The sequence below is a fragment of the Nonomuraea sp. NPDC049784 genome, from assembly GCF_040659615.1.
Lineage (GTDB): Bacteria > Actinomycetota > Actinomycetes > Streptosporangiales > Streptosporangiaceae > Nonomuraea.
This window is the reverse complement of record NZ_JBFAMX010000286.1, coordinates 1-12,407: the sequence shown is the minus strand read 5'-3', so window position 1 is coordinate 12,407 and position 12,407 is coordinate 1. Positions and strand designations below refer to the sequence as shown.

Sequence of the window (12,407 nt, the reverse complement as noted above, 5' to 3'; positions counted from 1 at the left end):
CGCAGCGGCCCGAGCTCGGGATCGCCGGGGGCGGGCAGCTGCCGTTCGACGAACTCTCCGAGGGCGCGCTCCACCTGCTTGCGCAAGGTGTCCATGCCGGCGGCGTCAGTGGTCATGCCTTGAGACTAGTGGCCGGGTGCCCGGACTCGAATCCTCAGGTGTCGTCTTCTAGGCGTGTGGGCGGCCCCCGATGGGTGACACGGCAGTGACCCCTAGGCCGGCGCGTCGCCCCCTAAGGTGACGCTCCGGTGACCTTGTGGCGCTGAGGTGCACTGTAACCTTGGGGCATGGCGCTTGGTCGACCTTCCATCCTGCCCGATCGTGTTCCCACCGTCCGTGACCTGCTGGCCGCCGGTGGCCGGTCGTTCTCCTTCGAGTTCTTCCCGCCGAAGACCGACGAGGGAGCGCGGCAGCTCTGGAAGGCGATCAGGGAGCTGGAGTCGCTGCGGCCGACGTTCGTGTCGGTGACCTATGGCGCGGGCGGCTCCACGCGTGACCGCACGGTCGGCATCGTCGAGCGGATCGCCCACGACACGACGCTCACGCCTGTGGCACATTTCACCGCGGTCAACCATTCGATGCGCGAGCTTCGCCACCTGGTGGGGCGTTTCGCCGACGCCGGGGTGCGCAACATCCTGGCCGTGCGCGGCGATCCCCCTGGCGACCCGACGGCCGACTGGGTGCAGCACCCCGACGGCGTGCTCTACGCCGAGGAGCTCGTGCGGCTGATCAGGCAGGCGGGCGACTTCTGCGTCGGCGTGGCCGCCTTCCCATACAAGCATCCGCGCTCGCCGTCCATCGAGTCCGACACCGAATACTTCGTCCGCAAGTGCCAGGCGGGGGCAGACTACGCGATCACGCAGATGTTCTTCCGGGCGGAGGACTATCTGCGGCTGCGCGACCGGGTGGCGGCCAGGGGGTGCGAGACGCCGATCATCCCGTGCATCATGCCGGTGACGCAGATGAGCACGATCGCGCGGTCGGAGCAGCTGTCGGGGGCGCCGTTCCCGCCGGAGGTGGCGGCCCGCTTCGAGGCGGTCGCGGACGACCCGGCGGCGGTGCGGCGGCTCGGCATCGACCACGGGGCCGAGCTGTGCCAGCGGCTGCTCGACGAGGGCGCGCCGGGCATCCACTTCATCACGTTCAACCGCTCCAGCGCGTCGCGAGAGGTCTTCCAGCGCCTCGAGCGGGTGCCTCTTTCCGCCTGAAGACCTTTCATAGGTTACGGCGGAGCACGGCCGGCGCCACCCGCCGTACGTGGCTGAGCGCCTCCAGGGAGACGCTCGCTGACCCGCACGGGGTTGCCCGCCGCAACGGCGCACCGTGGGCCCCGGGTTCCGCCGACCACCGTCCCGCCGCACCGGCGTCGGAGGTGACCCTCACATGGCGCGAGACGAGGCGGGTGGCGCGCTGTGGGGAGGTGTGCCGCCGGTCAGCGCACCGCTCGTCGTCCCGGGAGTGGGATGGCCCGCCACCCGCCCGCAGGGGGACCGGGCGGGTGACGGGCAGGGGACAGTAGACGGTGGGTAAACGGGCGGATACCTTGCGTAATGGATGGTGCCCCAAGCCATGCCCAAACAAACCCACAGGTCACGGATTCCTCAGGAGGTCGCGCCCTCAGGTCAAGGGCAGGGGGCGGCCCACGATGGCGTAGTCCTCGTAGCCGCCCGGGAACACGAACCTCGTGAGGAGGTCCGTGAAGCCCATGCTCGCGTAAAGGTGGCGGGCGGCGGTGGGCTGGTCGTGGGTGGAGAGGACGGCCGAGCGCTCGGGGCGGCCGGCGCAGAGCGTGCGGATCATCGCGCGGCCGATGCCCTTGCCCTGGTAGTCCGGGTGGACGTGGATCTCGGCCAACTCAAACGCGTAGCCCAGCCAGGCGTTGGCGGCCTCGCGGCCGAGACGGTCGGTCACGGCGCGGAAGACCACATCGTGCCACCACTGCCCGGGCGCGCCGCGGAAGCCGTACGCGAAGCCGACGGTTAGAGGGCCGGAAACGGACGAATCCCGCAATTCTGCGAAATAACACTGGAAATGGGGATATGTCGCGTGATTTCGCATGATGGTCTTACGGCCGTTGATCTGATCCGCGGGCGGGTTCATGGCAGCCGTGTAAATGTCGATCACCGTCTCCAGCCGCTCCGTGAACTCGGCCGGACCCGCCCCGCGAAACTCGATCACCGTCGCACCCTACTCGACGTCCACCGCTGTGCCCCCGGTGATCCGCACCAGCTCGTCGAACGTCGTCGGGAACACGGTCAGCGGATGCCCCCCGGCCGCCCAGACCACCTCGTGCTTGCTGAGCCAGTTGTCCACCAGGGTCCGCACGGGCGCCGGGTGCCCGATCGGGGCCACGCCGCCGATGGGCTGGCCGGTCGCCGCCCTGACGAACTCCGGCGTCGCCCGCCGTACCTTCCCGACCCCCGCCGTGCGGGCGATCAGCTCCACGTCCACGCGGTGGGCCCCGCTCGTCAGCACCAGCAGCGGCGCGCCGTCCGCGTCGAAGATCAGGCTGTTGGCGATGGCCCCGACCTCGCAACCGACCTGGGCCGCGGCGGTCGCGGCCGTGGGGGCCTTTTCGGGCAGTACGACGATCTCGCCGCTCGCTCCCAGCTCGCGCAGCGCGGATTGAACGACGACGGCATTAGACGGCAACTTCTCAGACATGGACACACTCTAAACACGTTGACCGCTTCATTACGGGTTCATGGTGAGTGGTGTAGTGTCCTTTGATCTGTTTGATATTGGTATGAGAGGTGGTACGGGTGGGGGCTCGACGGCTGCCCGGGGTGGCTGCTCTTCTGACGGCTGGCGCCATCGCACTCTCGGGTTGCGGTACGCAGGCGCCGCAACGTTCGACGGCGTCGTCACCGGTCATATCGCCGGCCACGACGGCGGTGTCCCCGGTCTTCACGCGTATCGCGGCGGGCGCAGAGTCCGGCCCCGCCGCCGCCACGGTCACCGCACCACGCAAGACGCTCAAGCTCGGCTCCAAGGGCAAGGCCGTCCGCTGGCTGCAGACGCGCCTGGCCCAGCTCGGCTACCGCCCCGGCAAGGCCGACGGCCGGTACGGCGGGTCGACGCTGACGGCCGTGTGGGCGTTCCAGAAGGTGAACGGCATCAAGCCGTCCAGCACCGTCGCCAAGCGCACGTGGGACGCCCTTGAGACGCCGAAGGCCCCCAAGGTCCTGGTCAGGAACGGCAAGCCGACCCGCGCCGAGGTCAACCTCACCAAGCAGATCATGGTCCTGTACGTGGGCGGCCAGGTGAAGCTGATCACCCACATCTCCTCGGGCAGCGGCGTCCCCTACTGCGAGACCGCCACCTGGCAGGGCAAGCGGCAGCGGTTCTGCGGCTCGGCCGGCACGCCGACGGGCGACTACAAGACGACGTGGCGCGCTCGCGGGTGGCACCGGTCCTACCTGGGGCAGCTCTACAACCCGATCTTCTTCAACGGCGGCATCGCCTTCCACGGGGCGCTGTCGGTGCCGCTGTATCCGGCTTCGCACGGGTGCGTGCGCATGCCGATGAACGTGGCCGAGGTCCTGCCGGGGATGCTGGGCAAGGGCGTGCCTGTGCACGTCCGTGGCAAGTTCAGGCGCGCCTGAGGCGCGCACGTGCGCTGACGGTCTCTGACCGGCGAATCGGGCTTCCCGCCCCTAGCGGCGGCGAGGCACTGATGCGCCCGCCCGCAGGCGGCCTTGGTGGTGGGCCCGGCGAGGGTGCGCGTGGCCTGGGTGACGGCCGCGCGTGCTGAGGGTGCGCGGGTGAGCGGCGGCCCGCGCCCTAACGACGTGGGGTCCACATCGCGACGTGGCTCGCGTCGCGATGACGTGGTGGATCGCATTGCGACGTGGCCCGAGCCGCAACGTCGGGGCGGTCCACATCGCTACGCGGTGGCGCGCCCTGACGGGTGGTGGCTCGCACCGCTGGACAGCACCCCCATCCCGGCGCGGTAGTGGTAGCGCGTGGCGAGGCGGCGGTATGCGCCGCCGACGCGAAGGGCTTGGGGCGCCCTGTCGCACCCGCGAAGCCCCGCCTGCATGGGGCGGGGGCGGTGGGCCTTGGCGGCATAACGCGCGCATAACCAAATACGGTGACGGGCCGGTTATGGGCCCTTTGCTGGACTCCCTCTTGACCTTTGGGGGAGTTCATGACGACGGTGTTCATGGCGCCCGCGCCCGCATACGTGACAGGGCGGCGCGAGGGGCGGTCCCGGCTGTGGTGGGTGCTGGCGGCGGGGTGGGTCGCGCAGGTGGGGCTGCGGCTGTGGTTGTACCGGTACCACACCGGACCGGTGGCCAACCCGGACGAGACCGGGTACCTTCTCGCCGCCCGCTGGCTTGCTGGCGGGCCCGGCGCCGACCTGACCGGCTCGACCTTCTACCAGGGCGGGTACCCGGTGCTGCTGGTCCCGATCTTCTGGCTCACCTCCGACCCCGTCCTGGCGTACCGGCTGGTGGTCGTGGTGGGGTCGATGGCGGCGGCGGGCGCGTACCCGCTGGCATACATGCTGCTGCGGCGGATGGGCCTGGGCGGGAGGGTGGCGCTGATCTCGGCGTTCGTGGCGGGGCTGTCGCCGGCGCTGCTGGTGTTCCCCGGGCTGGCGCTGACCGACGCGATCCTGCCCGCGCTCGTGCTCGCCTGGCTGGTCGCGGTGCACGACCTGGCCGCGTACGGGTCGGTGCGGGCAGGGGCGGTGGCGGGCGGGCTGTCGGCGTTCGCGATGGCGGCGCACCTGCGGGGGACGGTCGTCCTGGCAGTCTGCGTGCTGATCGTGGTGGTCGTGTCGGCACGCCGCAAGGCGACGATGCCGGCGGTCGCGGCGCTGGTGAGCGCGGGCGTGGTAGCGGCGGCGGGGAAGGCGCTCAACGGGGCGCTGGCGGCCGCGTTGTACCCGGGCGGGGCCCGTGACCTGTCCGGGCTGCTCCTGTCCAGGCTCACGAGCCTCGAGGGGCAGGCGTGGGCGCTGTCGGGGGCGGCCGGGCAGCTCTGGTACCTCATCGCCGGCACCTGGGGGCTCGCGGGCGCCGGCCTGGCAGGCGCGGCGGCCCTGCTGGTACGGCGGTCCGCGCTCTTCCAGCACCGCGTCCTGGCGGGCACGCTGCTGCTCGCGACCCTGGCCATCGCGTACGCGTCCTCGGCCGCCCTGCCGGACGAGCACCGCGTCGGCAACTACGTCTACGGCCGCTATCTGGCCTGCGTCGCGGTGGCCTGGACCCTCGCCGGGCTGGTCGCGCTGCTGAAGGGCGGGCGCCTGGCCGTCGTACGGCACGATCTGGCCGCCGCCGGGCTGATGGCGGTGACCGGCGGATCAGCCGCCTGGTACGCCGGGGACCGGCTGGAGCGCTACAGCTTCATCGCCTTCGACTTCCCCGAGGTGATCTTCCTCACCGGCATGCGCGACTCGCTGAACCTGGGCTCCGCCTCCGTGCCGGCCCTGATCATGCTGGCCTGCCTGACCGGGGCGGCCTTCCTCACCGCCCACCGCACCCGGCTGCTGGTCGTGGGCGTGCTGGCGCTGATCGACATCGCGTTCACGGCCGGGCAGGCGCCCGCACGCCCATCCGGTGCGGACTGGCTGCCCGCGCCGCCCCCAGGGCGGGTGGCGGTGGACCGGCGGGTGAAGTGGAACCTGTGGGTGCCGCTGGCGTACCGGGTGTCGTGGACCGAGATCGAGCTCTACGACGGGCGGCCCCCGGAGGGCACGTGCACCGCCGTCGTCCCGTACGGGGCGGCCCCGCTTCCGGGCTGGGCCGCGACTGGCCGGGGCGGCGCCCAGATGGGCTGGACGACCTGGTCGAGCAGGCGCTGCGAGTAGACCCTAGTGGGCGGCGTCCCACTGTTCGCGGGCGTCCTCGATGGCGGACTTGTGCTCGCGCGACCAGCCGGCCAGCCGCTCGATGGCCTCCGCGAGGCTGCGGCCCATCGGCGTCAGCCGGTATTCGACCTGCGGCGGGATCGTCGGGTACGCGGTCCGCTCGACCAGCCCGTCACGGCACAGCTGACGCGTGGTCAACGTCAGCATGCGCTGGGAGATGCCGGGAACCGCCCGATGCAGCTCCCTGAACCGCCGCACCCCCTTGACCAGCTCCACCATCACCAGCACCGTCCACTTGTCGCCGATCCGGTCGAGCACGTCGCGGATCCCGCAGTCTTCTTCCTCGCATGGGCCATCGGCCTGGGAAGTTACCTCTGTGTGCGCGACTGACATGAGAGTGCCTCCTTATGCCGGGTGCCGGACTCCGCCCATGCTGGAGCTGTTCACGGGGCAATTCCACATTAGGGGTGTCTGATGATTCTTGTGACGGGTGTGTCCGGGGCACTGGGCGGTTCCGTCTTCGACGGGCTGCGGGCCGTGGAAGGGCTGGAGGTGGTGGGGGCGAGCAGTTCAGGCGACGGTACGACGTATCGCCTGGCGGACTTCGACCGGCCGGAGACGCTGGAGGCGGCGTTCGCGGGCGTGGACGTGCTGGTGTTCGTGTCGGCCGGGTACGCCGAGGACGACGTCGTCCTCGCCCGGCACGGCGCGGCGGTGCGAGCGGCCACCGCCGCGGGCGTCAGGCACGTGATCTACACCAGCGTGGCCGGGTCCGGCGAGCGGCTCACGTACGCTCTCGCGCACCGGTGGACCGAGGCGCGGCTGGCCGAGGCGCCCTTCGACGTCACCGTGCTGCGCAACGGCCTGTATGCCGAGCTCGCGGCGGGGCTGGCGCTCGGCGGTGCCGCGGCGGCCGCCGAGGGCGGGGTGTTCGCGGTGCCGTTGGGGGACGGGCGGTTGTCGGTCGTGGCCAGGGACGACCTGGCGGCCGTGGCCGTGCGCGTGGCGGCCGAGGCGTCTCAGGACCTGTCCGGGGGCGGGACGCGCCGTCACGCCGGCAAGACGTACGAGCTGGAAGGGGTGAGCGCGGTCGGCGGGCACGACCTCGCGGACGTGCTCGCCGAGGTGCTCGGGCGGCCCGTCGAATACCGTACGATGCCCCTGGCCGAGGTGCGGCCGGTGCTCGCGCCGATGGCGCCGTACCAGGCGTTTCACACCGTCTCGACGCTCTCCAACATCAACGCGGGCCTGCTCGAGGCCCGGGGCGGCGACCTGCCCGCGTTCCTGGACTCGCCCCGGCCGGTGCGGGACGTGATCGTCGCGGCGGTGAAGTCCGGCCTTCAGGGCTGACCTTCACCCGGAGCCCTGGCCGCTCGCCTGCCCTCGGCGTGGGCCAGGGTCAGCCCGACGGCCTGTGCCAGCCCGGCCACCACCAGGATGAGGACCGTGCCCGCCTGCCACGCGGGCACGCCTGCGGCGAAGTCGGGGGAGTCGTAGAGCGCCGCCAGCGCCTTGACGGGGTTGACCAGCGCGAAGATGACCGCCAGGGCGTACGGCACGATCAGGACGCCCGACAGCACGAACAGGAACGTGCGGCCCCGGCCGCGCCGCCGCAGGAGCACGCCGATGACGGCGTAGGCCACCCCGAGGGCGCCCGCGAGCAGCGCGGTCCACAAGACCAGCTGCCAGGTGTCCGTGCCCAGCGCGGTCATGCCGTCGGGGCCGAGCCGCCCGTCCGCCCACTCGGGGCCCTCGACCTGCGCCTTCACGGCCGTCCTGATGGCCATGAGGTTGACGCCCGCGTACGCCGCCGCCAGGACCGGCCCCAGCGCCAGCAGCCCGAGAGCGACCGGCCGTCTGCTCGTCGCCATCCGGCTCCCCCCTCCGCTCCGGACAGCTTCCCAGACAGCGCCGTCCGGGGGCTAACCGAGCGAGCACAGGCCGGACAGTGTGATCTCGGCCGCGCGCCGGGCAGTGTTCCACATCTGCTCCAGGGACCGGTCGTTGTCCATGTTCGTGATGATCGCCAGCTTCACCGCGCCGAACACCGCCCCCACCGCGGCGGCCGCCTCCACGGGGTCCAGCTTGTCCGGGTATGCCTCGTGCAGCGCCCGCGCCAGCCTGGCCTGGCTCTCGAGCAGCATCATCAACGCCCGCGCCTGCAGCGTGGGCTCCTTGAGGACGAGCCGCAGCCGCAGCCCCGCGTCCTCGAACGTGAACTCCTCGTACGTGGTGAGCCAGACCAGGCTCTCGTCCACGATCCTGCGCAGCACGTCGGCCGGCGACTCGCCCGGCTCCCTGTTGGCCAGCGCGGCGGCTGCCCGCTCCATCCGGGTCTCCGAGTCGTAGAAGACCACGTCCTCCTTGCTCGCGAAGTAGCTGAAGAACGTGCGCGTCGACACGTCGGCCTCCGCGGCGATCTCCGCGAGCGTGGTCTCCTCGTAGCCCTTCTCGTCGAACAGCCGGAGCGCGGCCTCGACCAGTGCCCGGCGCGTGCGCTGCTTCTTGCGCTCCCGCAGTCCCACGCCACCGCTTTCCACCATGCCCGAAACTATACTGCACGCATTGATGATTTTCATGGATTGAAATTTTGCACTGAGCGATGTTTTATGGGTTGGCACTCGGAAAGGAGCCGCAGCATGTCCGAAGTGACGTTTCCCATGGTCCGCCAGCGCCCGTTCGACCCGCCTGACGAAGCCACTGAACTGCGACAACAGGCAGCCATGCACCGCATGACGTACGGCGACGGCCACCGTGGCTGGCTGGTGACCCGCTACTCGGCCGCCCGCGCCATCCTGGCGCACCCGCACTTCAGCAACCGTCCAGATCTCGTGCACCCGGCGCTCCCGGCCCAGGTCGAACGGATGAAGATGCAGCGGGAGGGGAAGATGCCCGCCGGGGTCTTCCTGCGAATGGACCCGCCCGATCACACGCGCTACCGCAAGCTGCTCACCGGGCAGTTCACCGTGCGCAGGATGAAGGCGCTCGAGTCCAGGATCGAGGAGATCGCCAACGCCTGCCTGGACGACATGGCCGCCGCCGGCGGTCCCGTCGATCTCGTGCAGACGTTCGCGCTGCCGATCCCGTCGCTGGTGATCTGCGAGCTGCTCGGGGTGCCGTACGCGGACCGCGCGCAGTTCCAGGAGAACTCCAAGCTCCTGATCAACCTGGAGACCAAGGCAGAGGAGTCGATCGCGGCGATCGGCCGGGTCATGACGTACCTGTACGGGCTGATCCGGCGCAAGCGCGAGGAGCCGGCCGACGACCTGCTCAGCGGGCTCATCGAGGGCGGGGAGCTGGACGACGAGGAGCTCACCGGGGTCTCCTTCCTGCTGCTGATAGCCGGGCACGAGACGACCGCCAACATGCTGGGGCTCGGGACGTACGCGCTGCTCACGAACCCCGCCCAGCTCGCCGCCATGCGCGACGACCCGTCGGTGGTGGACAACGGCGTCGAGGAGCTGCTGCGCTACCTCACGATCATCCACGTCGGCCCGGTACGCACCGCGCTGGAGGACGTCGAGATCGAGGGCAACCTCATCAAGGCGGGCGAGTCCGTCGCCCTCCACCTGCCCGCCGCCAACCGCGACCCGTCCCGCTTCCCCGACGGCGACCAGCTCGACGTCACCAGGCCCGCGGGCGGGCACCTGACCTTCGGCCACGGCATCCACCAGTGCCTGGGACAGCAGCTGGCGCGCGCCGAGATGCGCATCGCGTACCCGGCACTGCTGCGCCGCTTCCCAGGTCTACGCTTGGCCGTAACACCCGAGGAGGTGCCGATGCGCTCGGATATGGGCATCTATGGCGTGCACCGCCTCCCAGTCACTTGGTAGGTCCCATGGAAATCAAGGCAGATACGACGGTGTGCATCGGCGCGGGCATGTGCGCGCTGACGGTGCCGGAGGTGTTCGACCAGAGCGAGGATGAGGGCACGGTGGTCCTCCTGCAGAAGGTGCCGCAGGAGGAGCTGGAGGACGGCGTCCGCCGAGCTGTGACCCTGTGCCCGTCGGGAGCCATCTCCATCGCCTGACCAACGCCTGACACCCCTGAACGGCCCGAGGGCCGTCGCCTCTCTCGCGGTGACGGCCCTTTTTTCGTACACGCGCGACGACTCGTCGAACCTGTGTTCGTTGAATCGGTTGACACCGAGCGTGATCGAAATTATGTTCGACCTAGTGACGGTGAGGCTCGCGGCTCAGCGTCACAAGGACCTGGTCGCGGGCCGTTCGCTTCCCCAAGCGATACCCCGCGGCCAGGCTCCACGGGCAAAAGGCACGTCCTCGTCGTCGGCGGAGACGAGTGGGCGTGTCCTGGCCGGACGGGGTGAGGGGAAGCTCCTCGTCCGGCCAGCCCGGCGGAAATGTCAGTGGGGTCTGCGAGTGTTGACTCCACCGGCCAAGTCGCCGGCAGCCGCCCACGACTCCAAGGAGGCGCGCAAGATGGCACCACGGCCTAGAGACACACCCGGGCCCCGGCTGTCGCCTGCGGTTCGGGCACACTTGACCGATTCACGTTCCTGCCTGGCGGAGGCGGCCGGTGCCCGCACCCCGGCATCCCGATATGTGGCGGCCCACCTGGCGGCCCTTCGAGCGGCGGCGGCGATGCTGGCCGCCCGTCCCCGTCCCATGGAGGGCCGCAGGCGCCGCTTGCGCAGCGCCTGGGACCTGCTGCCCGAGGCCGAGCCGCACCTGGCCGAGTGGGCGGCCTACTTCTCGGTGAGCGCCGCCAAGCGCGCCGCCGCGGAGGCGGGCATGGTCAGCAGGGTCAGCGCGGCCGACGCCGACGAGCTCATGGCCGAGGCGGAGACGTTCGTCTCCACGGTGGAAGACCTCCTCGGCGTCCCCTCCCAGCCCCAGCTGCCGGTGGACGTCCCCTTGGCGGGCTGAGCCCCTGCCCGTCTGCCGGAACGCCGACCCTGGGCGGCGATCCTCGGCCTGAGTCGCGCGTGCTTCCACTGCACCGGCTCGGTGCCGAACGCGCTCTGCCCGCGGACGCGCGCGCCGGCTTTGCGGACGGGCGCTCACCGGGGATGGCCGGCTGCTTTACGGACAGGCGCCCACGCGTGGACGGCCGCCTGCCCTGCGGACGCGCCCGACGCGCGGGCAAATGGGTCCGTGGGGCCGCACCCCGATACTCGCCTCCGGTGTGGCGCGGCGGCCAGTCCAGGCCATGCCTCTTGACGAGCGGGCGGACCACTGCGGGAATGCGGGCCCGGATAAGCGTGGAGGCTCACACGCGGGGCAGCCGGTCAGGCGTGCGCGCGGCGAAGGTGATCTTCATCACGTCGAAGAGCGCGGCATATCGAGCTCAAACCAGGAAAAGCCGAGGCAAGCCGTCCCCGGTGCGAGGAGCCGGTGGGCTCGCCGGCGCGAGGTGGCGGCGAGCCCTTGGGTGGACGACGAGCCCAGGGCGAAACCGGCTCAGAACGAGACCGGCTCCAAATAAGTCCGGCTCAGAACGACTCGACGGCGCGGCGCGCCTCCGCGTCGAGGACGCCCCAGCTGATGAGCTCCTCAGTCAGCTCGCTGGGCGACTTGTCATAGATCACGGCCAGGGAACGCAGGTCCTCCTGGCGGATCGACAGCACCTTGCCGTTGTAGTCACCCCGTTGGCTCTGGATCGTGGCGGCGTAGCGGGCCAGCGCCCCCGCCTTCTCCTTCGGCAGCGCAGCCAGGCGCTCCAGGTCGATCACAAGCTTCGGCGTCGGCCCCAGCGGGCTGGGCGCGGCGCCACCCGGCAGCAGCTCGGATACTGGCACCCCGTAGAAGTCGGCAAGTTCGGCAAGCTTCTGCACGGTCACCGCTCGGTCGCCGCGCTCATATGAGCCCACGACTACGGCTTTCCACCTGCCGCGCGACTTCTCCTCGACCCCATGCAGGGACAGGCCCTGCTGGGTGCGGATGGCGCGCAGTCGTGCACCCAGCGACTTTGCGTACTCAGACGGCATCGTGTGGCCCCCCGGCTCTCGTATGTATCGCTCTCAGTAGATTGTGCTCCCTTGCGGCGTATGCCCTAGCCACCGGGGGGTCTGGTGCCGAGCTCGGCACCAACGGTAGCCGTGGCCCCGGGTTTAACCCGGAACGCCGCGAGGTGTGGTTACGGACAGTGACGGTAAAGGGGCGGACGCCTAAGGTCAAGCTGATTGGAAAAAAGATGCCGAATCCGGTCCGGTAGAGAACGCCACAAACGCCCATCCTGTCCCATTTGTAACAGTACTTCGTCATAGTTTGACGATAATTTCGGCTGGTCAGTTCCGTCGGGTGAGAATCATGACAGGACAGGTCGCGGCCCGTACGATCTTGATCGAGGTGTCGCCGAGGAAGACCCGTCTGAGTGGCCCGGTGGCGCTCGAAGCGCATATGATCATCTCGCCGGGGAGCCACGAGGTCGTGCGGAGCGCCTGGGCGACATTGCGGCCCTCCAGCACCTCCACCTCCACCTCCACCTGTGGCCGCCCGCGGGCCGCCGCTCGCAGGTTCGAGGCCGCCTCGTCGCGCAGGCGCATGAGCATCTCCTCCTCGACACTGACGCGCCTGCCGCTGCTGATCACCAGCGTGACCAGCCGCAGCGGGACGCCCAGCGACCCGGC

Annotated in this window: 14 protein-coding genes; 7 read left to right on the top strand and 7 right to left on the bottom strand. The window is 70.5% G+C overall.

Features of this window, described 5'->3' with window-relative positions:
- Positions 1-287: 287 nt before the first annotated feature.
- Positions 288-1,208, top strand: a complete 921-nt coding sequence (metF, locus tag AB0J09_RS38650) for a methylenetetrahydrofolate reductase [NAD(P)H] (RefSeq protein ID WP_360702238.1) — start codon at positions 288-290, stop codon at positions 1,206-1,208.
- Positions 1,209-1,617: 409 nt separating this feature from the next.
- Here metF and AB0J09_RS38645 read toward each other — a convergent pair whose 3' ends face one another.
- A complete protein-coding gene (locus AB0J09_RS38645) occupies positions 1,618-2,178 on the bottom strand; it encodes a GNAT family N-acetyltransferase (protein WP_360702236.1) in 561 nt (186 codons plus the stop codon).
- A 9-nt stretch (positions 2,179-2,187) separates the two neighbouring features.
- Positions 2,188-2,664: a YbaK/EbsC family protein gene (locus AB0J09_RS38640; RefSeq protein ID WP_360702234.1), complete on the bottom strand. Its 477-nt coding sequence runs from the start codon at positions 2,662-2,664 to the stop codon at positions 2,188-2,190.
- A 230-nt stretch (positions 2,665-2,894) separates the two neighbouring features.
- Between AB0J09_RS38640 and AB0J09_RS38635 the strand changes: the two genes are divergently transcribed.
- On the top strand, positions 2,895-3,605 hold the full coding sequence (locus AB0J09_RS38635; RefSeq protein WP_360702231.1) for a L,D-transpeptidase family protein: 711 nt from the start codon (positions 2,895-2,897) through the stop codon (positions 3,603-3,605).
- A gap of 545 nt (positions 3,606-4,150) precedes the next feature.
- A complete protein-coding gene (locus tag AB0J09_RS38630) occupies positions 4,151-5,818 on the top strand; it encodes a hypothetical protein (RefSeq protein ID WP_360702228.1) in 1,668 nt (555 codons plus the stop codon).
- 3 nt (positions 5,819-5,821) lie between these two features.
- Here the strand turns inward: AB0J09_RS38630 and AB0J09_RS38625 are convergent, their stop codons facing one another.
- Positions 5,822-6,211: a helix-turn-helix domain-containing protein gene (locus tag AB0J09_RS38625; RefSeq protein WP_360702225.1), complete on the bottom strand. Its 390-nt coding sequence runs from the start codon at positions 6,209-6,211 to the stop codon at positions 5,822-5,824.
- A gap of 81 nt (positions 6,212-6,292) precedes the next feature.
- Here AB0J09_RS38625 and AB0J09_RS38620 point away from each other — a divergent pair, with 81 nt between their 5' ends.
- Positions 6,293-7,168, top strand: a complete 876-nt coding sequence (locus tag AB0J09_RS38620) for an NAD(P)H-binding protein (RefSeq protein ID WP_360702222.1) — start codon at positions 6,293-6,295, stop codon at positions 7,166-7,168.
- On the opposite strand, the gene AB0J09_RS38615 is transcribed toward AB0J09_RS38620, so the two are convergent.
- Both AB0J09_RS38615 and AB0J09_RS38610 read right to left on the bottom strand, forming a co-directional pair.
- Positions 7,159-7,689 carry a hypothetical protein gene (locus AB0J09_RS38615; protein ID WP_360702219.1) on the bottom strand — a complete coding sequence of 177 codons (531 nt, stop codon included), beginning with the start codon at positions 7,687-7,689 and terminating at the stop codon, positions 7,159-7,161. The genes AB0J09_RS38620 and AB0J09_RS38615 overlap by 10 nt on opposite strands.
- A gap of 51 nt (positions 7,690-7,740) precedes the next feature.
- The gene (locus AB0J09_RS38610; RefSeq protein WP_360702216.1) at positions 7,741-8,361 is read right to left on the bottom strand and encodes a helix-turn-helix domain-containing protein; all 621 of its coding nucleotides are present in this window, start codon (positions 8,359-8,361) and stop codon (positions 7,741-7,743) included.
- Between the two features lie 96 nt (positions 8,362-8,457).
- Between AB0J09_RS38610 and AB0J09_RS38605 the strand changes: the two genes are divergently transcribed.
- The 3 genes from AB0J09_RS38605 (at position 8,458) to AB0J09_RS38595 (ending at position 10,704) form a co-directional block, all read left to right on the top strand.
- Positions 8,458-9,651, top strand: a complete 1,194-nt coding sequence (locus AB0J09_RS38605; RefSeq protein ID WP_360702213.1) for a cytochrome P450 — start codon at positions 8,458-8,460, stop codon at positions 9,649-9,651.
- Between the two features lie 5 nt (positions 9,652-9,656).
- Positions 9,657-9,848 carry a ferredoxin gene (locus tag AB0J09_RS38600; RefSeq protein ID WP_360702210.1) on the top strand — a complete coding sequence of 64 codons (192 nt, stop codon included), beginning with the start codon at positions 9,657-9,659 and terminating at the stop codon, positions 9,846-9,848.
- A 469-nt stretch (positions 9,849-10,317) separates the two neighbouring features.
- Positions 10,318-10,704 (top strand): SAV_6107 family HEPN domain-containing protein, encoded by a 387-nt coding sequence (locus AB0J09_RS38595; RefSeq protein ID WP_360702207.1) that lies wholly within the window; start codon positions 10,318-10,320, stop codon positions 10,702-10,704.
- Positions 10,705-11,270: 566 nt separating this feature from the next.
- On the opposite strand, the gene AB0J09_RS38590 is transcribed toward AB0J09_RS38595, so the two are convergent.
- Together AB0J09_RS38590 and AB0J09_RS38585 are read right to left on the bottom strand one after the other, a co-directional pair.
- Positions 11,271-11,765, bottom strand: a complete 495-nt coding sequence (locus AB0J09_RS38590; protein WP_055503136.1) for a transcriptional regulator — start codon at positions 11,763-11,765, stop codon at positions 11,271-11,273.
- Positions 11,766-12,065: 300 nt separating this feature from the next.
- Positions 12,066-12,407: universal stress protein (locus AB0J09_RS38585; RefSeq protein WP_360702203.1), on the bottom strand; the 342-nt coding region annotated here is incomplete at its 5' end.

Bases quoted from the DNA above. Each gene is read 5' to 3' on its own strand.
- AB0J09_RS38590 (WP_055503136.1), bottom strand. From the start codon at position 11,765: ATGCCGTCTGAGTACGCAAAGTCGCTGGGTGCACGACTGCGCGCCATC.
- AB0J09_RS38615 (WP_360702219.1), bottom strand. From the start codon at position 7,689: ATGGCGACGAGCAGACGGCCGGTCGCTCTCGGGCTGCTGGCGCTGGGG.
- AB0J09_RS38630 (WP_360702228.1), top strand. From the start codon at position 4,151: ATGACGACGGTGTTCATGGCGCCCGCGCCCGCATACGTGACAGGGCGG.
- AB0J09_RS38640 (WP_360702234.1), bottom strand. From the start codon at position 2,664: ATGTCTGAGAAGTTGCCGTCTAATGCCGTCGTCGTTCAATCCGCGCTG.
- AB0J09_RS38620 (WP_360702222.1), top strand. From the start codon at position 6,293: ATGATTCTTGTGACGGGTGTGTCCGGGGCACTGGGCGGTTCCGTCTTC.
- AB0J09_RS38605 (WP_360702213.1), top strand. From the start codon at position 8,458: ATGTCCGAAGTGACGTTTCCCATGGTCCGCCAGCGCCCGTTCGACCCG.
- AB0J09_RS38610 (WP_360702216.1), bottom strand. From the start codon at position 8,361: ATGGTGGAAAGCGGTGGCGTGGGACTGCGGGAGCGCAAGAAGCAGCGC.
- AB0J09_RS38625 (WP_360702225.1), bottom strand. From the start codon at position 6,211: ATGTCAGTCGCGCACACAGAGGTAACTTCCCAGGCCGATGGCCCATGC.
- metF (WP_360702238.1), top strand. From the start codon at position 288: ATGGCGCTTGGTCGACCTTCCATCCTGCCCGATCGTGTTCCCACCGTC.
- AB0J09_RS38600 (WP_360702210.1), top strand. From the start codon at position 9,657: ATGGAAATCAAGGCAGATACGACGGTGTGCATCGGCGCGGGCATGTGC.